Source organism: Arhodomonas aquaeolei DSM 8974 (assembly GCF_000374645.1).
Taxonomy (GTDB): Bacteria; Pseudomonadota; Gammaproteobacteria; order Nitrococcales; family Nitrococcaceae; genus Arhodomonas; species Arhodomonas aquaeolei.
Genome location: NZ_KB894803.1, coordinates 159,304 through 179,781 on the forward strand (window position 1 = coordinate 159,304; position 20,478 = coordinate 179,781).

Genomic DNA, 20,478 nt, shown 5'->3' on the forward strand with positions numbered 1-20,478 from the left:
GCGCGTCGGCGGCCCGGCCTGCGGGGGTGGGTTACTCGGCCTTGGCGGTCAGCCCGGTGACCTTGCCGATGGTCTCGTTCCAGCGCTTCACTGCCTCGGCGTCCACGCTGCCGGCCCACGCGGGGAGGACATCCTCCTCGAGCTTGCGGCGGGCGAAGTCGAAGTCCTCCTGGGTGGCCTCGACCAGCACCATGTCCCCGGGCTCGCCGCGGCTGCACTCGCCGTGTCCGGTCAGGCAGGCGACGCCCTCCTTGGTCTCGTCCACGGCGGAGTCCCACACCGGCTGCTCGTAGTTCCGGTGCACCTCGTCCATCAGCCAGTCCTGCACCTCGGGGGAGAGGCTGTCCCACTTGTCGCCGTTCATGGCGGTGATCACGTAGTCCCAGCCGCCCACGGGCAGGGGATAGAGGTGGGTGGCGACCTCGTACCAGCCGGCGCTGTAGCCGGACAGCGAGCCGGTGACGGCGCAGTCGATCACGCCGCGCTCCAGCGCCCCGGGCACCTCGCTGAAGGCCAGGGTCACGCCCTCGGCGCCGATGGCGTCGAGGAACTGCGCGGTGGTCCGGCCGCTGGCCCGGATCTTCTTGCCCTTGAGGTCCGCGAGGCCGCTGATGTCGGCATTACAGAACACGACCTGGGAGGGATAGGGCACCGCCGCGATGAGCTTGGCGCCGCCGAAGCTGTCCGAGAGGATGTCGTCGAGCACCGGCTTGTAGGCGTCGACGATCTTCTTCGCGGTAGCCACGTCCGGGGCCATCATGGGGATGTCCATGCCGGCGAGCTCCGGGGCATTGGAGACGGTGTAATCGCCCACCGTCGAGCCCACGTCGAACACGCCCTGGGAGAGCAGCTTGAAGACCTCGCCGCCCTTGAGCCCCATCTGGTCGAAGGTCGTGACCTCGGCGGTCACCTGGCCGTCGGAGGCCTCGGAGAGGTGTTCGCCCCAGAACGGCTTCTCGAAGTTCTGGTACAGCGACAGGCTCGACCAGCTGCCGACGTAGGCGAACTCGGTGGCGGGCAGGTCCTGGGCCTGGGCAGCGCCGGCGAGCAGCGCGGCGGCCGCGGCCGTGCCGATGAGTCGTTTCTTCATGTCGTTGCTCCTCGTCATGGCTCGTTATTCCCGGCCTACATGAGGGCCAGTTCGTGATCCCGGATGTCGGTGACCAGCATGTGGCCGGGGCTGTGGGTGATCGCGAAGGGCAGTCCGGCGCGCTCGAGGGCGCGTTGCGGGGTGACGCCGCAGGCCCAGAACACCGGCAGCTCGCCGTCGGCGACGGTGACCGCCTCGCCGTAGTCGGGGCGGGCCAGGTCGTCGATGCCGATGGCCGCCGGGTCGCCGAGGTGCAGCGGCGCGCCGTGGACCTGGGGGTAGCGGGTGCAGATCTGTACCGCACGGATCGCGTGCGCCGGGGCGAGCGGCCGCATGGACACCACCATGGCGCCGCCGAACGGGCCGGCCGGGGCGAGCTCGATGCTGCTGCGGTACATGGCCACGTTACGGCCCTCGGCCACGTGGCGCAGCGGGATGCCGTCAGCGAGCAGGGCGTGCTCGAAGGTGAACGAGCAGCCCAGGGCGAAGGTGACCAGGTCGTCGCGCCAGAGCCCGGCCACGTCGGTGGGCTCGTCGCTCAGTGCGCCGTCGCGGAAGACCCGGTAGCGCGGGACGTCCCGGGCGATGTCCAGGTCCGCACCGAGGCGGGCACAGCCGCGCTCGCCGGGCTCGGAGACGGCGAGCAGCGGACACGGGCGCGGGTTAGCGGTGCAGAAGCGCAGGAACGCCGCCGCATCCGCCTCCGGGAGGATCACCAGGTTCACCTGCACGAAGCCCGGGGCGAGGCCGGCGGTCTGCCCGGCCAGGGTGCCTGCCCGTGCCGCCTGGCGCACCGCAAGGGCGCTCCCGCCGGCGGGGGTGCCGTGTTCGTTCATGTCGTCGCCGATGTGTCGCGGGTGTTACCCAATACAGTTAGGTGACATCGGCTATCAGGTCCAATCGATATTTCGGATCAAGATTGATCAGGATTCTCGATCAGGGGCGGGATCCGCGGCGATCCGCACCGCCAGATCGGCCACCGCACGGGCCACGGTGAACTCCGGCGTGTTGGCATGGCAGACGTGGAAGAGCAGCGGCGGGGGTTGGACCTCGGCCCGGAAGCGGCGCAGGGCACCGCGCTCGATCTCCGCGGCGATGATCTCCGGGGGCAGGGCGCTCACTCCGATACCGTCCACGGTCATGCGGATGATCGTCGCCAGCGACGAGCTCGCGTGGATGCGCATGCGTGCGCCGGCCTGGCCGAGGAGACGCTGCAGCGCCAGGTGGGGCTGGCTCAGACGGGGGTAGGTGATGATCGGCCAGCGGGCCAGCTCCTCCAGCGAGACCGGCTCGTCCGGCAGCGCCAGCGCCGGGCTCGCGACCCACTCCAGGGGGTAGCGCGAGAGCGTGCGGCTGGTGATATCCGGCTGGTTCACCGGGCCCATGAGGAAGGCGATGTCCAGGTCGTGGGCGGTGAGCTTCTCGGCCAGGTTCACCGAGGTGTCCACGTCCAGCTCCAGGCTGAGGGCGGGATAGGCCTCGTTGACGCGCTCGATGAGCCGCGGCAGCCAGGTGTAGACGATGGTCTCCACCACCCCGAGGCGGATGCTGCCCTGGATCGCGCTGGGGTCGGCGACGGCGTTGAGCATCTCGCTGCGCAGCGCGAGCAGCTGCTCGGCATAGGCGAGCATGTCCCGCCCGCGGGCGGTCAGCGTGACCCGGCGGCCGGCACGGTCGAACAGGCTCACGCCGAGGGTGCGCTCCAGGTTGGCGATCCGCGAGGAGACCGAGGGCTGGGAGGCGTAGAGTCGCTGGGCCGCGGCCCGGAAGCTGCCCAGCCGGGCGATCCAAACGAAGGTCTCGAGCGTGCGGAAGTCCATGCCATCCCCGTCGCAGGTCGCGGGCGCCCAGAATAGCGCACCGCGGCGGGCGTGCGCGCGGCGTTGCCTCTGCTAGGATAAACGGTTGATCCGTCACGGGGCCCGGAACGGGCAGCGTGCGGCAAAGGGGGCAGATGCGGCAGTGACAGGGGGCGAGGCGGGCACCGGCCCATGGCCGGTACGCAATGGGCACTGACATGCCAGAAGAACGTAAGAACAATGCCATGACCGGGCTGTCGCTGCGGCTGCTCGGGCCGATGGAGGTGCGCGTCGCCGACACCGTCGTGACCGGGCTCGAGGGCACCAAGGCCGGCGCGCTGCTCGCCTATCTGGCGATGGCGGGTGACGAGGCGGTGCCGCGTGGCCGGCTGGCCGCCCTGTTCTGGCCGGATCTGGGCGATACCGCCGCTCGCAACAACCTGCGCCAGACACTCTATCAGCTGCGCCGCCGCCTCGCCGTTCCGGCGCTCGGCGACGCCCACGTGCTGCACCTCGGCCGTGACGCGGTGCGGATCGACTCCGATACGGCGTTGCAGGTGGACGCCCTGGCGCTGCATCCGCCGCCGTCATGTTGCGGGGTAACGCCCCGCAGTCACGCCTGCCGTGCCGCGCTGGGTGCCATGCAGGCGGCGGTGACGGGCTATCGCGGTCCGTTCCTGGCCGGATTCTCCGCGGAGGCGCTGCCCGCGCCGGTGCTGGACTGGCTGGTCGGCTGGCGGGAGGCGGCGAGGGAGACCGCCGCGGCCACCCTCGACCGGCTGGTGGCCTGCCTTACCGGCGCCGGCGCGCCGGAGCGGGCCGCCGAGCCGGTGCGCGCCTACCTGGCCGCCGAGCCCCTCGACGAGCGGGCCCACCGCCTGCTCATGGGCATACTCCTGCGCGCCGAGCGTTTCGATGAGGCGATCGCGCAGTACGATCACCTCGCCGGGCTGCTGCGCCGGGAGCTGGACGTGGACCCGGCCGCGGAGACCGTGGCGCTGTGCGAGCGCGCCCGGGCCCGGCGCGAGCAGCACCGTCTCGCCGCCGAGGACGCCCCCGAGAACACGCTGGAGCGCCGCCCGGTGACCGCAGTGGGCGTGCATTTCCGCCCCGGCGGGGACGGTGACCCGGAGGCCCGGGCGGCTCATGTCGCCGCGGCGAGCCGTGCGGTCAAGGCCATCGCCGGCCACTACGGTGGCCTGGCGGTGCATACCCACGGCGGGCGGATGATGATCTACTTCGGCGTTCCCGCAGCGAAGGACGCCACCACCCTGCAGGCCGTACGCGCTGCCTGGCGCGTCGCCGGCGAGTCATTCGAGGGCGGCGGCGTCCGCGTCGCCGTCGATGCCCGGCAGCTGATCACGGACGCCAGCCCGGAGCTGCCCGACCCCTGCGGCGAGCTCTCCGACGCCGTGCTCGACCTCGCCAGCCGCGCCCCGGAGGGGGGATGCCTGGTCACCGACGACGTGCGCACCCGCATCGAGCCGTACTTCGACCTCAGCGTCGTGGAGTCGGCGCCGGATGCCTCCGGCCTGCACCGGCTGGTCCGCGACCGCCAGCTCATGGACCGGGTCTCGGTGGACCGCTGGTTCGGCCGTCTCTCGCCCCTGGTCGGCCGCGAGGAGGAGCTGGAGGCCCTGCGCGGGGCCTGGAGCAGCGCGTGCGAGGGCGGGGGCGGCAGCGTTGCCGTCGAGGCGGAGCCCGGACTTGGCAAGACCCGCCTGGCCGGGGCGCTGGCGGGTGAGGTCCACGCCGGCGGCGGTGTCGTGCTGTGGCTCCGCAGCCATCCCGAGACCCGGCGCCAGCCGCTGGCGCCGGTGACGGCGGCCCTGCGCGGCCAGCTCGCGGCACACGCCGAGGGCGAGCCCGAGCCGGACTGGCGCGAGGAGATGCGCGCGTTCCTCGCCGAGAGCCCCGGACTGTATGCCGACAGCGAGGCCGCCCCCGCGGGCGCGGCCGGCGTGGCCAGCGCGACCCGCCGCCGCGACCGGCTGATCGGGCGGTTCATGGCGGTGATCCGCGGCATCGCCGCCCGCACCCCGGTGCTGGTCGTGCTGGAGGACCTCCACTGGAGCGACGCGACCACCGTGATCCTGATCCGGCGCCTGCGCCGGGAGTTCGCGCAGGGCCGGGTGATGCTGCTGATCACCGCGCGGCCGGGCACGGTCTATCCGTGGCGGCAGGAGGACCCGGTGGCGCGCGTGGAGCTCGGGCACCTGTCGCCGGCGGCGGGGGAGCGACTGATCGAGAGCCTGGCACCGCCGCAGATGCCCGGCGGCGTGCGCCGGCGCATCCGCCAGCTCGGCAACGGGGTGCCGCTGTTCATCGAGGAGCTCGTACGCCACTACGTGGCGACCGGTGAGGACGGCGCCGTGCCCGCCACGCTACAGGACCTGCTCGCCGCCCGCCTGGAGGCGCTGGGCCCGGCCCGCGGCCTCGCCCGGCTGGCGGCCACCCTCGGCCGGGTGTTCGAGCGCGAGGTGCTGGCCGCCGTGTCCACCCTGGACGGCGACGAGCTCGACGACGGACTGCTTCATCTCAGCGAGTGCGGCCTGATCGAGCCGGATGTGGACGAGGTGGCGGGGCGCCACCGCTTCCGCCATCCGCTGATCCGCGAGGCGGTGTACGCCAGCCAGCCGGACGGCGAGCGCCGCGCCGCGCACGCCGCCATCGCCGAGGTTCTGGCGGAGCGCTTCCCCGGGGTCGGCGAGACCGACCCGGGCGTCATGGCGCACCACCTCGCGGAGTCCGGGCAGGCCGGGGCATCGCTGCCCTGGCGCATCGACGCGGGCTACCGCATGCTCGCCCGCGCGGCCCATCGCGAGGCGGAGGACCACTTCAACGACGCCCTCGCCGTGGCCGAGGCGCTGCCGGAGGGCGAGGAGCGGCGCGACCGTCTGGTCAACATCCTCCTCGGCCTGGGACTGGCGCGGCTGGCACGGGAGGGCAACGGCTCCCGGGACGTCCACGCGATCCTCCAGCGCGCCCGCGGGCTGCACGGCTCCGGCAGCGATCCGCGGCGGCATTTCCTCGTCCTCTGGGCCGAGTGGCAGACCAGCGGCTCCCAGAGTGGTTTCAGCGAGGCCCAGTACCTCGCCGGCGAGATGCTGCGCCTCGCCGACGCCTGCGACGATCGCTGCATGCGCATCGCAGGCTATAACGCACTAATCAGCGGTCACTTTTCCCTGGGCGAGCTGGAGACGGCGCTGGAGTGCATCGAGCATATCCGCGCCCTGTACCGCGACGAGGACCATCCCCGGCTGATGGAGATGCTGGGCGATAATCCGGCCTTCTCCGGGCTGTCCTTCGGGCCGGTGATCCTCTGGCATCTGGGTGAGCCCGATCGGGGCCTGGCACTGGCCGACGAGATGGTCGGCCTCGCCGAGCGGGCGGACCACCTGCCCGGGCAGGCCTACGCGCTGACGGCCCGCGCCCTGCTGGCGCAGTGCCGCGACGACCCGGAGGCAGTACAGGCGGATGCCGAGCGTATCCTCGCCATCGCGAACGCCCAGGAGTACGCGCTGTGGCAGCGGGCGGGCTGGGCGCTCTCGGGCTGGGTGCAGGCGCGCACCGGCGATGCCGCGGGCATCGACCTGATCGAGCGCACCGCCGGGGAGATCCGCCAGGTGGCCTACTCGGTGAGCACCACTGTCTACCGGCTGCTGCTCGACGCCCTGCGGCGCTGTGACCGCCTGGAGCGGGCGGGCGAGGTACTGGAGCAGGCGCTGGCGGATGTCGAGTATCTGGGCAACGTGCGTTTCCTGCCCGAGCTCTATGCCCAGCGTGCCGAGATCGCCTACCGCCGTGACGGCGACCGCCACGCCCTGGCGGAGGACCTCGCCCTGAGCGAGGCCACCGCGGAGACCCAGGGCGCGATCATGGCGGTGCTCGCCGTGCACGTGCGGCGGGTGGAGCTCGACCTGCCGGTGGTGCCGGGCACGGACCCGCGCGCCGGCCTTGCCGCGGTGCTGGAGCGCGTCCCCGGCCGCGGCGACTACGGCCTGCTGCACCGCGCCGAGGCGCTGGCGCAGGGTGTGGAGCCCGCCCGCGGCTACGGGGCCGGGCGCTGAGCGTCGTACCGTCCGGTGCGGCCCGTGGACGTGGGTCCGCTCACGCCGGCCGCGGTGGGGCGTGTCCGGGCCTTTGCCGGCGGGGCCGGTCAGGCCCCGCCGGCATGCAGTAGCGGGTGAGGGCGCTCAGGCCCAGGGGCCGACGCCGGCGTCCGCCTGCAACCCGGTGTCGCTGATGCGCCCGGCGCCCCAGCTCCGCTGGATGTAGCCGATCACCGCGTCCAGCTCCGAGGGCGGGACGTCCGCGGGGGCGCCGCCCTCCAGCGGGTCGTAGTGGAAGATGTAGACCCGGGAGGCGAATTGGTCGAAGGGCAGGGACGCCTCGCCGAAGAACTCGCCGTTGCCCGAGGTGCTGACCCGCACGCCGTCGCCCCAGTCCTGGCCGCTGTCGTTGTTGGGGTTGAAGAAGTACATGCGCATGACCCCGCCCGGGTCGAGGGCGGCGCGCAGCAGCGAGATGGCGTGCCAGCCGATGAAGCGCGCCGCGCTGTCGGTCACGGCGATGCCCGCGGGCTGCGGGTGGATGATCGGCTGGTTGCCGTTGTAGTAGGGGTGGTAGCAGGCGTAGAAGTAGCGCAGGAACTCCTCCAGCCCCACCAGACCGCCGGTGGCGACGTCCACGTTGATACGGAAGCCGCGCCCGGCCCACCAGCCGTGGAACTCCGGGTTCACCCAGCGGTGCGGATCCCCCTCGCGTCCGGCGCAGCGCCGGCCCATCTCGGCGTAGATGTGATCGAGGTGCGGCACCACCAGCAGCGAGACCGGATCCAGGTCCATGGGCAGGGCGGTGGCGACGCCGGAGGCGCTTTCCCGCGAGGAGATCGGCTGGCCCTCGAAGTGCATGACGATCTCGTCGTCCCGCGCCGCCCAGGCCACCATCTGCAGGAGGTAGTCCGGGTCATTGTAGGCCCACATGGACAGCGCCCGCGCCGACTGGCAGGTGGGGTTGTTGCCCTGGCCCACACCCAGCGGCAGCCCCAGCACGCACAGCACGCCCTCCAGCAGCCGCGCCTCGGGTGTCACGGCCTCGCCGAACGACAGGTTCAGCCGCTCGCGGGACCACGGCGACAGCGGCAGCGCGAGCTGGCGCCACAGCGCCGGGGCCACCGGCGGCTGGTAGAAGATGCCGCGCTCCAGTGCCAGGGCCAGGCCGTAGACCGCCTGGGGCGTGGCCGGGTGCACCGCCGCGTCGATCAGGTCGTGGACCAGCTCGCGGTAGCACAGCAGGCAGTCCCGTCCGGTGGCGGACAGCCCCAGGGCCTCGGCGATGATGTAGTCGCCCTCGCCGACGATCTGGCGCAGCAGCACCGCGTGATACGGCGAGACCAGCCCGGTGTCGTGCATGGCCCGGGCGCAGGCCGTGGCCTCGACCTGCAGGGACTTCGGGTCCATGGCCGCGAGGCGCTCGCGGTAGACCTCGACGCCCGGGTCCTCGCGGCAGGCCTGGGTCGGCCCGAAGAGGCTGCTCACCAGCCGGTCCGCGCCCTGACCGCTGGCGCCGAGCTCGATGTTGGGGTCGACCTGGCAGATGGCGATCTGGGTGATCATCTGCTTGGCGGCGTCCACCTGGATGGGCCGCTGCTGGAGGATGCGCCAGATCTCCTCGATGAGCCGGTCGACGATGTGCTCGTAGCCGATGCCGGCGGCGAGGTGCTGGAGCAGGTTGCGCGGCAGCTGTGCGAGCCGCCCCTGGGTGGTGCGCTCGGCCTCGCTCGGCGGGGTGAACAGCATCTCCAGGTTGAGCGCGAGCACCTGGGTGAGGTAGTGATGCGCCTGCTCCGCGGAGACCAGCGGATGGAGGTATTCGCCGCGGGCGACGGCGAGCAGGCGCAGCTCGCTCAGTGATTCGACCACCACCGCATTGGCGTCCGCGCTCTTGAGCGAGTGCGCGGCGAGTGACGGCACGAGGATCTGCGGGTCCGCCCAGTCGGAGCCGGCGAACACGCCGGCCTCCTCCAGCGCCTGCGCCCGTGCCTGGATGGCGGCGCAGCCGCCGGGCTGGAGCATCACGCGCCGGGCGGTATCGAACACCCGCGGGAGCTTCCCGGGCCGGGCGAACGAGCGGGCCCCGGCGAGGCGCTCTATGGCCTCGTCGAGGTCCGCGAGCAGCGCGGCGAGCCGGTCGTCGTCGGCCGGCGTGTCACCGGAGCCGTTCGTCACTCGTCCTCCTTGCCATGCGCGTGCATGGTCGTCCTGTAGTGATGCGCACGCGTTGTCAGACGTAGAAGTCCAGCTCTTCCTGGTGCTTGAGCAGGTCGCGCATGACGTAGGGGTCGTCGCCCTTGAAGTACACGAGCCCCCAGTGCGTGCCGAACGCGGTGCGCTTGGTCACCGTCTCCTCGAGCGGCGGCGTGAGCTCGTGGGACTCGAAGTACGGATGGTTCTCCGTCTCCTCGGGGATCTCCAGGCGCGAGACCACGCGCCGGCGCGGGTACACGCCGAAGCAGCCGGCGTAGCACTTGGCGTCCACCACCTCCTTCGGGAAGAACGCCTTGACCTCCTCGTCGGTGGTCTTGGGGTCGAACACCAGGATCGAGGCCTGGTAGGCGTTGAAGCCGTAGGCCCGCTCCAGCAGCTCGAAGACCTTGAAGCCCGGCGGCCGGTAGGCCACCTCGCCGAAGTACATGGTGCCGTCGGAGGTGACGAAGTATTCCGGGTGGATCTGACCGAACTCGATGTCGAAGGTCTTGATCAGCTTCTCGATCTCCTTGGTGATCAGCGCCCGCCAGCTCTCCAGCTCCGGGGTGGCGGGCACGAACACCGAGTAACCCAGGGTCACGTACTCGGAGATGTTGAGGAAGGCGATCTTGCCGTTGTGGATCCACGCCTCGACGGCGAACTCCCAGCCGTCCAGGTGGGACTCCATCAGCACCGGGAATTCCTCTTCCGGGATGGTGTCGACCTCGTCCGGCGTGCGGATCACGCGGTGGCCGAGGCAGCCCGCCTTGTCGAAGGCCTTGAGGTGGATCGGGTCGTTGGGGTCGCCGTCCAGCTTGAGCAGGGTCTGGTTGACCCGGCGCAGGAAGCGGATGACGTCCTCCTTGTCGTGGGCCTCCTCGAAGATGCCCACGCGAATGCCGCCGAGCTGCGCGCGGCGCTTCATCAGCGCCTTGTCGCGCATGAGCACGGCCTGGCCGTGCAGCCGGGGGCTGTCCATGAGCACGGCATTGATCGCGCCGGCCCACTCCACCGTCTCCTCGAACAGCGGGATCGCCACGTCCACGCCCATCTCCTGGAGCGTCTGGGCGATCTCCATGGAGCGGTCGTTGAGGCGCTCGAAGTTCCACGGCACGTAGGGGATCCCGTGTTCCTCGCAGTAGTCCGTGGCCCAGTCGGGGGCGACCACGACGTAACGGCGGTCGAAATCCTCCGCAGCCTCGATGGCGTTGAGGCTCCAGCCGAGGAGCGCGACATAGCCCTTGTCCGGATTCTTTTCCATAAGTAACTACCGTAGGTTTCGGCGGGAAGGGTGTGAGGACTTTTCCGGCAGTATAGCAGGGGGCATCGGTGGGCCGGTCCACCGTGTCCGGCCTCGATTGCCCGCAGTCCGTGCCCCGGTTTGGGGCATTAACGCGACGTCGGCACTGTCGTGGTGCGGTGTGCGCGGCATTTTCGGTGCGGCCGTCTATAAGTCTCTGATTAACAATGCGCACACAATTGGTGCGACCCTTGCATCCCTAGGGCGCCAAATTGGTTCAGAGAGGAAACCCCGTGGAACAATCCGCCGCCAACGACGTGTTCTTTGTCCTGATCGGCGCCGTGATGGTGCTCGCCATGCACGCTGGCTTTGCCTTTCTGGAGGTGGGCACGGTGCGCCGCAAGAACCAGGTCAACGCCCTGGTGAAGATCATCGCCGACTTCGCCGTCTCCACCGTGGCCTACTTTTTCATTGGCTATAGCGTGGCCTACGGCGTCGGCTTCTTCCAGGGGGCCGAGGCGCTGACCGCGATGGACGGCTACGCGCTGGTGAAGTTCTTCTTCCTGCTCACCTTCGCCGCGGCCATCCCGGCGATCGTCTCCGGCGGCATCGCCGAGCGCGCGAAGTTCAACCCGCAGCTCGCCGCGACCTTCGTGCTCGTGGCCCTGGTCTATCCGTTCTTCGAGGGCATCGTCTGGAACGGGCGCTTCGGCATCCAGGACGCGCTCGCCTCCGGCTTCGGTTTCGCCTTCCACGACTTCGCCGGCTCCGTGGTGGTGCACGCCGTCGGCGGCTGGATCGCCCTGGGCGCGGTGCTGCTGCTCGGCCACCGGCGCGGGCGCTACGGCAGGAACGGCGCGATATACGCCCATCCGCCCTCCAGCATCCCCTTCCTCGCCCTCGGCGCGTGGGTGCTGACCGTGGGCTGGTTCGGTTTCAACGTCATGTCCGCGCAGACCCTGGACGCCGTCAGCGGACTGGTGGCGGTGAACTCGCTCATGGCCATGGTCGGCGGCGTGCTCGCCGCACTCGCCTTCGGCCGCTACGACCCGGGCTTCATCCACAACGGCCCCCTCGCCGGGCTCGTGGCCGTGTGCGCCGGCTCCGACCTCATGCACCCGCTGGGCGCGCTGGTCACCGGCATCATCGCCGGCGGCCTGTTCATCTGGACCTTCACCCAGGCGCAGAACCGCTGGCGCATCGACGACGTCCTCGGCGTCTGGCCCCTGCACGGCCTGTGCGGCGCCTGGGGCGGCATCGCGGCCGGCATCTTCGGCCAGCAGCTCCTCGGCGGGCTGGGCGGCGTGAGCCTTGTCTCCCAGATCATCGGTACCGTCCTCGGCGTGGCCATCGCCGCCGCCGGCGGCTTCATCGTCTACGGCACGCTCAAGGCGACCGTCGGCATCCGCCTGGACCCCGAGGCCGAGTTCGAGGGCGCCGACCTCGCCATCCACCGGATCTCGGCGGAGCCGGAGTCGGAGTAGTGGCCGACTCGGAACGGGCTGGCCGCAACTCTGCCGCGTATTATGCCGGGACTGTACCGGCCTGCGGTATCGCAGGCCGGGGCGGCTCGTCATCCTGCCTTCCGCAGGCAAATCACCGCCATGGTCGCCTATCGAACTCTCTCCTTGTACATAGGCGGTCTGACACTTGCGGCCGGAGCGGCCGCTATCGCAGCGGGCAATAAGGAGAAGGGAGAAATGAAGCGAGCGTTGCGAGTATTGGTCCGCGCGTTGCAGTTGCTGTTCGCGGTGTTCGGGCTAGGCCAGATTGGGCTTTTGCTGCCCGAACTGTATTGGCTGGCGGTACCACCAATTGCTCCTATAGGGTCTTGGTTCCTACTTGGGATCAAGGCGGTTGCGGCGGCGGTTGCACTGCTCATGGCGTGGAGCCTTGGCCGGCTTCATTACAGCCTCGGCGGCGGATCGGTCAGCGGCGTCCAGGTGCGGAGCTAGTCCATCCCACGCCGGCCACGCGGTAGCCGAGCGCCTGCATTAGCACTGAGCTCGTTGAGGCGGCGAATGGCGTCACGCTTATCCTGACGTAGCGTTTCCACCTCAGCCTGGGTAAGGTCGCGGACCTCGTGTCCGCCACGGCGTTCTGCCGCCATCCGACGGAACACCTTTGTCGCTTCATTCATATCGCGCCGCAAGTCATCAATCTCGGCCTGACTGAGGTCACGCACGTCAGGGTCGTGTCCGTCCCGCTTGGTCATCCTCTAGACCTCAGGCTAATTCCGTTCGGGAGAACTACTGCCGCAACCGCGAGGACTTTCCGTGTCTGCGGTGCATCGGCGCCTTGATTGGTGGCTTGGGGCAGGAACGCCTTCCGTAGGTAGTACGCCACGTCCCTCTCCCCCGGGCCTCAGGCGTGGCCTCCAGTAACTCGCGCGTCCGAGTGCCGGACGCTTCAGCCGTTCTTGGATGAGTTAAGCCATCGATCAATCCAGCGTTCGACGTCGGGTATGTCGAGCTTTCGGCCCAGTAGGATTAGTAGGAGAACCTCCAGTATCAAAATCGCTATCGGTCCGCCCCACGTTGGCATTGAGGAAAAAACGTGGATATCAATTAGTATGATGGCAACGAGAACCGTTGCGAACCGTTCTTGCCTACGCGCGGCCTTTTCCCCTTCCAAGGCTTCCTCAAGTTGAGCGACTTGATTGTCCTCGGCGTCGGCTGCGGCGGATTGTTCGACCCAATCAAACTCGTTACCCATTCCACTCGGTTTCGTACTCAGTCCGGATGGCGTCATTGGGAATGGTGTTACTGGGTAACCCAGGTTGGTAATACCGGGCCCACGCCCCACCATCGCGATGCGTCGCAGCAACGAGTGTTCCTGGCGAGAGGTCACCGAGTTTCCTAACAGCCTCGTTGATGATATCTGCTTCCTCTGTGTTTTCGATATCCGTTACCGAATGGAACACGTTCTGTATCGGTCCACTGCCGAATGCCTTCGCTCGCCGGTAGACTTGGGGTAGTACCGGGCCGTAGTCCCATGCTTCGAACCGATCACTGATCAATGGGCTGCCGTGGCGCCCCAGATAGATCATATGGGCGAGATAGAGGATCTTCTGTAGGGCCAAGTTGGATAGCGTCCAGCCCGAGGCTTCGCAGGCTCTTTTGGCAGCCTCCATCCCTGATACGGTCATGGCCCCCTCCCTACAGCGCAGTCGCTTCTGCGCCAACGATTGATGTTGAACAGTAACAAGATGGGAGGTGGATAGGAAGGTTCAAGTTGGTGACACCGCCGTGACCGCCTGACTTCCCTGTCCGGTGCATCGGCGCCTTAAAGGTAACAGGGATCGTTCAACGGTGGTGATGCCGAGGCAGAGCCTCAATACTTTGAGAAATGGGTTGGGTGACCCTGAGAGGGCTTTCTTTGAAGCTGATCGTCGCAAACAAGGTTGTAGGACGCTGATTTTTATGGTGGGCCCGGCTGGATTCGAACCAGCGACCAAGGGATTATGAGTCCCCTGCTCTAACCACTGAGCTACAGGCCCTTCGGCGCGGGATTATAGCCGTTCGGGTGTGTCGGGGGACAGGGGCGGACCGCACACTATGTGTCACTGGAATGTGGTGGGAAGCGCCTGTCAGGTCTGATTCCGGGTGGGGGCCGGCGACCGGCGCCTGCCGGTGTGGGTTGAACCCGGGTGGTGGCGGCGTCAGATCGGGGGTATCCACCATTCCCGTCCGGTCTGTGCCGGGCGTTGTCGCGGAGGCGTTGCCATGACCTATCAGCTCTATTACTGGCCGACGATCCAGGGGCGCGGGGAGTTCGTGCGCCTGGCGCTGGAGGAGGCCGGGGCGGCCTACGAGGACGTCGGCCGGCGTGGTGACGGGGCGGATTTCGGTGCCGTCGCCGAGGTGCTGGAGCGTGCGGGGGTGGCGGAGGTGCCGTTCGCGCCGCCAGTGCTGGAGGCGGACGGGCGGCTGATCTCGCAGACGGCGAATATCCTGCTGTATCTCGGCCGGCGGCATGGGCTGGCGCCCTCGGACGAGGCGGGGGAGCTGTGGGCGAACCAGCTCCAGCTCTGTGTGACGGACTGGGTGGTGGAGATCCACGACACCCACCATCCCCTGGGGCCGTCGCTCTACTACGAGGAGCAGACGGCGGAGGCCGCGCGGCGGGCGGCGGTGTTCCGGCAGGACCGGCTGCCCAAGTGGCTGGGCTATTTCGAGCAGGTGCTGGCGGCGAACCCGGCGGGGGATGCGTACCTGGTGGGTGACGCCCTGAGCCACGTGGATCTCTCGGTGTTCCAGGTGGTGGCCGGGCTGCGCTATGCCTTCCCCCGGGCGATGGTGGCGCTGGAGCCGGACTACCCGCGGGTGGTCGCGCTGCACGACCGGGTGGCGGCGCGGCCGGCGATCGCGGCCTACCTGGACTCGTCGCGGCGGATCCCGTTCACGGAGGAGGGCATCTTCCGGCACTACCCGGCGCTGGACGGCGAGCCCTGAGCGCCGTCCGGTGGAGGCGGTCGTTGGCCTGCGTGAAATGGTCGGGACGTCGCACGCCTGCGGCGCACGACCTACCCGTGCTGAGCGCCGTCCGGTGGAGGCGGTCGTTGGCCTGCGTGAAATGGTCGGGACGTCGCACGCCTGCGGCGCACGACCTACCCGTGCTGAGCGCCGTCCGGTGGAGCCGGTCGTTGGCCTGCGTGAAATGGCCGGGACGTCGCACGCCTGCGGCGCACGACCTACCCGTGCTGAGCGCCGTCCGGTGGAGCCGGTCATTGGCCTGCGTGAAATGGCCGGGACGTCGCACGCCTGCGGCGCACGACCTACCCGCGCTGAGCGCCGTCCGGTGCAGGCGGTCGCTGGCCCGCGTGAAATGGCCGGGACGTCGCACGCCTGCGCCGCACGACCTACCTGCGCTGAGCGCCGTCCGGTGGAGGCGGTCGTGGGCCTGCGTGGAATGGTCGGGACGTCGCACGCCTTTGGCGCACGACCTACCTGCGCTGAGCGCCGTCCGGTGGACGCGGTCGTTGGCCTGCGTGGAATGGCCGGGACGTCGCACGCCTTTGGCGCACGACCTACGCGCGTGCGGCCGGAGGTAGGTCGTGCACGGCCGTGAGGCCGTGTGCGACATCGCTGCTGGTGCGCGCGGTGAAAGGTGGCGTACCGGTGACCGCCTTAGTACGATCCGGTGCCGGTACAGCCTTCGGGGGCGCTCATGACGGTCCGCATCACCACGGCCAATCTCAACGGCATCCGCGCGGCGGCGCGCAAGGGCTTCTTCGACTGGTTCACGGAGGAGGCGCCGGACGTGCTCTGCGTGCAGGAGACCAAGGCGCAGTACGACCAGCTCGCCGGCGATGCCACGTACTTCCCCGAGGGCTGGCACGCCTACTTCGAAGACGCGGAGAAGAAGGGCTACAGCGGCGTGGCGCTCTACAGCCGGGTGGAGCCGGATGACGTGATCCGCGGCGTGGGCTTCCCGGAGATCGACCGCGAGGGCCGCTGGATCGAGGCGCGCTACGGCAACCTCTCGGTGGTGTCGTTCTACATGCCCTCGGGCACGTCCGGCGACCACCGCCAGGGCTTCAAGTACGCCTTCATGGACCCGTTCATGGCGTACCTCGCCGAGCTGCGCAAGGGCCCGCGCAGCTACATCATCTGCGGCGACTGGAACATCGCGCACACGAAGCTCGACCTGCGCAACTGGCGCTCGAACCAGAAGAACTCCGGCTTCCTGCCCGAGGAGCGCGCCTGGCTGGACCGGCTGTTCGACGAGGTGGGGCTGGTGGACGCCTTCCGCGTGGTGGAGCCGGAGACGGAGCAGTACACCTGGTGGTCGTACCGCGGGCAGGCCTGGGCGAACAACACGGGCTGGCGCATCGACTACGAGGTGATCACCCCGGACCTTCGCGAGGCGGTGCGCTCGGCGAGCATCTACGAGGGCGCGCGGTTCTCCGACCACGCGCCCATGACCCTCGCCTACGACCTCACGCTGGGCTGAGCCCCGGGCTCAGCCGCGGGCGGCCTCGCCGGCCTTGCCGAAGCGCTCCACGAGGTAGGCGATGATGTCCGAGGACTCGTAGAGCCAGGTCTGCGTGCCGTCCGGGCTGGTGATGAGCAGGCACGGCACCATCCCCCGGCCCCCGCCCTCGATCAGGGCCTGGCGGTGCCCGGGCTCGCGGCGGATGTCGCGCATCTCCATGGTCAGGCCGAGGCGCTCCATCACCGAGCGCACGCGCATGCAGAAGCCGCAGAGCTCGTGGTGATAGAGCGCCAGGTCGTCGGCGTGGACCGTCATGCCAGGGACTCCGAGGCCGCGTCCGCGTCGGAGGCCGCGCTCGCCGGGTCGCCGCGCTCGAGTTCCAGCGCGTCCAGGTACTTCTCGGCGTCCAGCGCCGCCATGCAGCCGGTGCCCGCGGAGGTCACCGCCTGGCGGTAGACGTGGTCCATGACGTCGCCGGCCGCGAACACGCCGGCCACGCTGGTCGCCGTGGCGTTGCCGTCGAGGCCGCTCTTCACCCGGATGTAGCCGTTCTCCATGGTGAGCTGGCCCTCGAAGATGTCGGTGTTCGGCTTGTGGCCGATGGCGATGAACACGCCGGTGACGTCGAGTTCGTCGGTGCTGCCGTCGGTCGTGCTCTTCAGCCGCGCCCCGGTGACGCCGGTCTGGTCGCCCAGGACCTCGTCCAGGGTCGCGTTCCAGCGGATCTCGATGCGGCCTTCCTCCACCTTCTTCGCGACCTGCTCCTGCAGGATCTTCTCGCCGCGGAACCGGTCGCGCCGGTGCACGATGGTGACCTTGCGCGCGATGTTGGAGAGGTACAGCGCCTCTTCCATCGCGGTGTTGCCGCCGCCGATCACGGCGACATCCTGCTGCTTGTAGAAGAAGCCGTCGCAGGTGGCGCAGGCGGACACGCCCTTGCCCATGAAGGCGGACTCGCTCTCCAGGCCGAGGTACTTGGCCGTCGCGCCGGTGGCGATGATCACCGCGTCCGCGGTGTACTCGCCGTTGTCGCCGGTCAGGCGGACCGGGCGCTGGCGGAAGTCGACCTCATTGATGTGGTCGAAGACGATCTCGGTGCCGAAGCGCTCGGCGTGCGCCTTCATCCGTTCCATGAGCTGCGGGCCCTGGAGCCCTTCCACGTCGCCCGGCCAGTTGTCCACGTCGGTGGTGGTGGTGAGCTGGCCGCCCATCTCCATGCCGGTGACCATCACCGGGTCGAGGTTGGCCCGGGCGGCATAGACCGCGGCAGTGTAGCCGGCGGGGCCGGAGCCCAGGATCAGAAGCTTGCAGTGCTTAGCGTCGCTCATAGTCACGCGCCTCGTAGAACGGATTCGGTTCGGGCCGCCGCGGCCCCGTGGGGTGCCGCGGCGGGTCACGCCCGCGGCCTTACAGGCGGCTGGCGTTGTCCTTGAGGTACTCGGCCACGCCCTCGGCGTCGGGCTTCATGCCGGACTGGCCCTTCTGCCAGCCGGCGGGGCAGACCTCGCCGTGCTCCTCGGTGAACTGCAGCGCGTCGACCAGGCGCAGCATCTCGTCCACGGAGCGACCGAGGGGCAGGTTGTTCACGATCTGGTGCTGGACCACGCCGTCCCGGTCGATGAGGAACGACGCGCGCAGCGCGACGCCCGCCTCCGGGTGCTCGATGCCGTAGGCCCGGCAGATCTCGTGGGTCTTGTCCGAGACGATCGGGAACCGCACCTCGCCGATGCCGCCCTTGTCCACCGGGGTGTTCCGCCACGCGAAGTGGGAGAACTCGCTGTCGATGGAAACGCCGACGAGCTGGACGTCGCGCTCGGCGAACTGCTCCTGGCGATTGTCGTGGGCGATGATCTCCGAGGGACACACGAACGTGAAGTCCAGCGGCCAGAAGAACAGCACCGTGTACTTGCCGCGCAGATCGGAGAGCTTGAACGAGTCGTTGATCGTGCCGTCGCCCATCACGGCCGGTGCGGTGAAATCGGGGGCCTCACGGGATACCAGAACGCTCATCGGTGTGTCTTCTCCTCGGGTGGTTTGGGTGTCCACATCGGCCAATGGTTGGCCATCGTAGGCAGCGCCCGGCGATCGGTAAAATTCATTTTCGCCATGCACGGGATAGACGCGCGCTATCGTCCGGGCGCCCGTGTATCCACCGACGACGTCGGGGCGCCGCCGGCGGGTTTCAAGCCTCTACCAGCCGCCGTGGCCGCTCATGCCGCCCATGCCGGCCCCGAACATCATGCCGCCGATGCCGAAGAGCATGCCGAGCAGCCAGAAGGCGAGCACGATCAGCGTGAGCACGCCGCTGATGGTGAAGAACGTGCGTAGCCGCTGCTGGGAGCGGATCAGCGCCTCCTCGTCGCCGTGGTGATGGGCCTGGTCGATCGCGCCGGCGGTCTGGAACAGCAGGATGCCCATCCAGATCGGCAGCCAGGCGACGATCAGGCCCACGATGGTGAGCGCGGTGAGCACGCCGTTGGCGATCAGCAGCACCGCCACCATCTTGAGCCAGAAGCGGCCCTCGGCCAGCGGTGCCGACAGCCGCCGGATCAGGGGAGCGGTTTCGTTTTCCATTGGTTATGACTCCTTGTTGGTCAGTGGGTCGGGGCGCGTGGCCGGTGTCCGGCGCATCAGCCACAGGGTGAGCAGCACCGCCGGCAGCCCCAGGGCGGCGGTGACCAGGAAGAAGGTAACGTAGCCGTCGGCGTCCACCACCATCCCGCCGAAGCCGCTCAGGAACTTCCCGGGCAGCGTCATCAGCGAGCTGAACAGGGCGTACTGCGTCGCCGTGTACTGCTCCGAGGTCAGGCTCGACATCCAGGCGATGAAGGCGGTGCCGGCGAGCCCGCTGGCGAGGTTCTCCGCGCCGATGACGGCGACGAAGAGCTCCGGGGCGTGGCCGGTGGTGGCGAGCAGCGCGAATAGCAGGTTGGTCACGGCGGCGAGGATGGCGCCGGCGAGCAGCGGCTTCAGCAGCCCGTAACGGCGCACCGCGATTCCGCCGATCACGGTGCCTATGGCCGTTACCGTCGTGCCGAAGATGCCGCTGATGGCACTGATCTCCACCTTGGTGAAGTTCAGGTCGAGATACAGCGGGTTCGCCATGCTCGCCATCGCCAGATCGGTGATCCGGAACGTCGCCACCAGCGCGAGGATGCCGATGGCCGCCGGTCCGAAGCGCCGGACGAAGTCGCCGATCGGTGCGAGCACGGCGCCGGCCACGTGCGTGACCGCGTGGGCGAACCATCGCGGCAGCGAGGGGTGGCGCTGGCTGAAGGTCTCCACCACGTGCTCCTCGACGCTGGTCGTGCGCGCCCGGTGCGCTGGCTCGACGGCGAGCAGCGTGGTGAGCATGCCGATCCCGGTGAGGCCCGCCATGACCAGGTACGTCGTGTGCCAGTCGGTACGCGCGGCGAGGTAGAGTGCCCCCGAGTAGGAGGCGATGATCGCCGCGCGGTAGCCGAGCTGGTAGGTAGCCGCCATCGCCCCCTGCACCGATGGCGGCGCCGACTCGATGCGGAAGGCGTCGATGGCGATGTCCTGGGAGGCGGAGGAGAAGGCCACCAGCACCCCCAGCAGCGCCACCGTGCTGAGCGCCTGGGTGGGGTCGGTGCCCGACATCAGCGCGAGCCCGGTGGCGATGCCGATCTGTCCGGCGAGCATCCAGCCGCGGCGGCGCCCGAGCCGGGTGGTCAGCCCCGGCAGGGGCAGGCGGTCGACCACCGGCGCCCACAGGATCTTGATGGAGTAGGTGATCCCGATCCAGCTGAAGAAGCCGATGGCGGTGCGCGTCACCCCGGCCTCGGTGAGCCAGGCGGTCAGCGTGGAGAACACCAGCATGAACGGCAGCCCGGCAGAGAAGCCGAGGAACAGCATGGTGATCACCGGCCGCTGTAGGTACACGGCCAGCGCGTCGCGCCAGGCTGATCGGAGGGGGTGCACGGGCATGGGGGCTCCTGCTCGATCGGTCTGCGGCATGTTCCGTGATGGCGCCAGCGGCGGCAAGCCCTGGCCACTACCCGTGCCCCGTATCCCGACAGGTCTGTCCCTCCCCGCCGGCATGGCCGTCGCCCGTTCAGGGCAGCGCGACGACGCGGAGGGCGGGGCGCCGGCTCGCCGAAGGGCGCCCCTCGACTTGCGGATGAGGGGCAGGGCGGGGCCGGG

Annotated in this window: 17 protein-coding genes and 1 tRNA gene; 5 read left to right on the forward strand and 13 right to left on the reverse strand. The window is 69.4% G+C overall.

Annotated elements, in window-relative coordinates; genetic code table 11:
• Window positions 1-31: 31 nt before the first annotated feature.
• The 3 genes from C516_RS0106530 to C516_RS0106540 all read right to left on the reverse strand — a co-directional run bounded on the left by C516_RS0106530 (window position 32) and on the right by C516_RS0106540 (window position 2,910).
• Entirely contained in the window at window positions 32-1,090 is a 1,059-nt protein-coding gene (locus C516_RS0106530; RefSeq protein WP_018717560.1) for a TRAP transporter substrate-binding protein, read from the reverse strand.
• A gap of 35 nt (window positions 1,091-1,125) precedes the next feature.
• Window positions 1,126-1,926 carry a putative hydro-lyase gene (locus C516_RS0106535; protein ID WP_018717561.1) on the reverse strand — a complete coding sequence of 267 codons (801 nt, stop codon included), beginning with the start codon at window positions 1,924-1,926 and terminating at the stop codon, window positions 1,126-1,128.
• 87 nt (window positions 1,927-2,013) lie between these two features.
• A complete protein-coding gene (locus C516_RS0106540) occupies window positions 2,014-2,910 on the reverse strand; it encodes a LysR family transcriptional regulator (protein WP_018717562.1) in 897 nt (298 codons plus the stop codon).
• 197 nt (window positions 2,911-3,107) lie between these two features.
• On the opposite strand from C516_RS0106540, the gene C516_RS0106545 reads away from it, so the two are divergent.
• Window positions 3,108-6,959, forward strand: a complete 3,852-nt coding sequence (locus tag C516_RS0106545; RefSeq protein ID WP_169509133.1) for an AfsR/SARP family transcriptional regulator — start codon at window positions 3,108-3,110, stop codon at window positions 6,957-6,959.
• A gap of 126 nt (window positions 6,960-7,085) precedes the next feature.
• On the opposite strand, the gene C516_RS0106550 is transcribed toward C516_RS0106545, so the two are convergent.
• Both C516_RS0106550 and C516_RS0106555 read right to left on the reverse strand, forming a co-directional pair.
• Window positions 7,086-9,119 (reverse strand): hypothetical protein, encoded by a 2,034-nt coding sequence (locus tag C516_RS0106550; protein WP_018717564.1) that lies wholly within the window; start codon window positions 9,117-9,119, stop codon window positions 7,086-7,088.
• Window positions 9,120-9,174: 55 nt separating this feature from the next.
• Entirely contained in the window at window positions 9,175-10,398 is a 1,224-nt protein-coding gene (locus C516_RS0106555; protein ID WP_018717565.1) for an ATP-grasp domain-containing protein, read from the reverse strand.
• A gap of 272 nt (window positions 10,399-10,670) precedes the next feature.
• Here C516_RS0106555 and C516_RS0106560 point away from each other — a divergent pair, with 272 nt between their 5' ends.
• A complete protein-coding gene (locus C516_RS0106560) occupies window positions 10,671-11,861 on the forward strand; it encodes an ammonium transporter (protein WP_018717566.1) in 1,191 nt (396 codons plus the stop codon).
• Between the two features lie 216 nt (window positions 11,862-12,077).
• Window positions 12,078-12,332 (forward strand): hypothetical protein, encoded by a 255-nt coding sequence (locus C516_RS0106565; RefSeq protein ID WP_018717567.1) that lies wholly within the window; start codon window positions 12,078-12,080, stop codon window positions 12,330-12,332.
• Window positions 12,333-12,786: 454 nt separating this feature from the next.
• On the opposite strand, the gene C516_RS20995 is transcribed toward C516_RS0106565, so the two are convergent.
• The 3 genes from C516_RS20995 to C516_RS0106570 all read right to left on the reverse strand — a co-directional run bounded on the left by C516_RS20995 (window position 12,787) and on the right by C516_RS0106570 (window position 13,876).
• Entirely contained in the window at window positions 12,787-13,092 is a 306-nt protein-coding gene (locus tag C516_RS20995) for a hypothetical protein (protein ID WP_156831150.1), read from the reverse strand.
• Window positions 13,085-13,525 carry a Panacea domain-containing protein gene (locus tag C516_RS20775; protein ID WP_084594115.1) on the reverse strand — a complete coding sequence of 147 codons (441 nt, stop codon included), beginning with the start codon at window positions 13,523-13,525 and terminating at the stop codon, window positions 13,085-13,087. Before C516_RS20775 ends, C516_RS20995 begins: the two co-directional genes overlap by 8 nt.
• 275 nt (window positions 13,526-13,800) lie before the next feature.
• Window positions 13,801-13,876, reverse strand: a tRNA-Ile gene (locus C516_RS0106570).
• 226 nt (window positions 13,877-14,102) lie between these two features.
• Between C516_RS0106570 and C516_RS0106575 the strand changes: the two genes are divergently transcribed.
• Window positions 14,103-14,831, forward strand: coding sequence for a glutathione S-transferase (locus tag C516_RS0106575; RefSeq protein WP_018717568.1), 729 nt, complete (start codon window positions 14,103-14,105; stop codon window positions 14,829-14,831).
• Between the two features lie 715 nt (window positions 14,832-15,546).
• Entirely contained in the window at window positions 15,547-16,332 is a 786-nt protein-coding gene (locus tag C516_RS0106580; RefSeq protein WP_018717569.1) for an exodeoxyribonuclease III, read from the forward strand.
• A gap of 9 nt (window positions 16,333-16,341) precedes the next feature.
• Here the strand turns inward: C516_RS0106580 and C516_RS18840 are convergent, their stop codons facing one another.
• The 5 genes from C516_RS18840 to C516_RS0106605 all read right to left on the reverse strand — a co-directional run bounded on the left by C516_RS18840 (window position 16,342) and on the right by C516_RS0106605 (window position 20,262).
• On the reverse strand, window positions 16,342-16,629 hold the full coding sequence (locus tag C516_RS18840) for a glutaredoxin family protein (RefSeq protein WP_018717570.1): 288 nt from the start codon (window positions 16,627-16,629) through the stop codon (window positions 16,342-16,344).
• Window positions 16,626-17,642: a thioredoxin-disulfide reductase gene (gene trxB / locus C516_RS0106590; RefSeq protein ID WP_018717571.1), complete on the reverse strand. Its 1,017-nt coding sequence runs from the start codon at window positions 17,640-17,642 to the stop codon at window positions 16,626-16,628. Before trxB ends, C516_RS18840 begins: the two co-directional genes overlap by 4 nt.
• A gap of 79 nt (window positions 17,643-17,721) precedes the next feature.
• Window positions 17,722-18,324 carry a peroxiredoxin gene (locus C516_RS0106595; protein WP_018717572.1) on the reverse strand — a complete coding sequence of 201 codons (603 nt, stop codon included), beginning with the start codon at window positions 18,322-18,324 and terminating at the stop codon, window positions 17,722-17,724.
• Between the two features lie 180 nt (window positions 18,325-18,504).
• A complete protein-coding gene (locus C516_RS0106600) occupies window positions 18,505-18,888 on the reverse strand; it encodes a DUF5362 family protein (RefSeq protein ID WP_018717573.1) in 384 nt (127 codons plus the stop codon).
• A 3-nt stretch (window positions 18,889-18,891) separates the two neighbouring features.
• Window positions 18,892-20,262 carry an AmpG family muropeptide MFS transporter gene (locus tag C516_RS0106605; protein ID WP_018717574.1) on the reverse strand — a complete coding sequence of 457 codons (1,371 nt, stop codon included), beginning with the start codon at window positions 20,260-20,262 and terminating at the stop codon, window positions 18,892-18,894.
• Window positions 20,263-20,478 lie beyond the last annotated feature (216 nt).

Bases quoted from the DNA above. Each gene is read 5' to 3' on its own strand.
- C516_RS0106600 (WP_018717573.1), bottom strand. From the start codon at position 18,888: ATGGAAAACGAAACCGCTCCCCTGATCCGGCGGCTGTCGGCACCGCTG.
- C516_RS0106530 (WP_018717560.1), bottom strand. From the start codon at position 1,090: ATGAAGAAACGACTCATCGGCACGGCCGCGGCCGCCGCGCTGCTCGCC.
- C516_RS0106595 (WP_018717572.1), bottom strand. From the start codon at position 18,324: ATGAGCGTTCTGGTATCCCGTGAGGCCCCCGATTTCACCGCACCGGCC.
- C516_RS0106540 (WP_018717562.1), bottom strand. From the start codon at position 2,910: ATGGACTTCCGCACGCTCGAGACCTTCGTTTGGATCGCCCGGCTGGGC.
- C516_RS0106565 (WP_018717567.1), top strand. From the start codon at position 12,078: ATGAAGCGAGCGTTGCGAGTATTGGTCCGCGCGTTGCAGTTGCTGTTC.
- C516_RS0106580 (WP_018717569.1), top strand. From the start codon at position 15,547: ATGACGGTCCGCATCACCACGGCCAATCTCAACGGCATCCGCGCGGCG.
- trxB (WP_018717571.1), bottom strand. From the start codon at position 17,642: ATGAGCGACGCTAAGCACTGCAAGCTTCTGATCCTGGGCTCCGGCCCC.
- C516_RS20995 (WP_156831150.1), bottom strand. From the start codon at position 13,092: ATGGGTAACGAGTTTGATTGGGTCGAACAATCCGCCGCAGCCGACGCC.
- C516_RS0106545 (WP_169509133.1), top strand. From the start codon at position 3,108: ATGCCAGAAGAACGTAAGAACAATGCCATGACCGGGCTGTCGCTGCGG.
- C516_RS20775 (WP_084594115.1), bottom strand. From the start codon at position 13,525: ATGACCGTATCAGGGATGGAGGCTGCCAAAAGAGCCTGCGAAGCCTCG.
- C516_RS0106575 (WP_018717568.1), top strand. From the start codon at position 14,103: ATGACCTATCAGCTCTATTACTGGCCGACGATCCAGGGGCGCGGGGAG.
- C516_RS0106605 (WP_018717574.1), bottom strand. From the start codon at position 20,262: ATGCCCGTGCACCCCCTCCGATCAGCCTGGCGCGACGCGCTGGCCGTG.
- C516_RS18840 (WP_018717570.1), bottom strand. From the start codon at position 16,629: ATGACGGTCCACGCCGACGACCTGGCGCTCTATCACCACGAGCTCTGC.
- C516_RS0106555 (WP_018717565.1), bottom strand. From the start codon at position 10,398: ATGGAAAAGAATCCGGACAAGGGCTATGTCGCGCTCCTCGGCTGGAGC.
- C516_RS0106535 (WP_018717561.1), bottom strand. From the start codon at position 1,926: ATGAACGAACACGGCACCCCCGCCGGCGGGAGCGCCCTTGCGGTGCGC.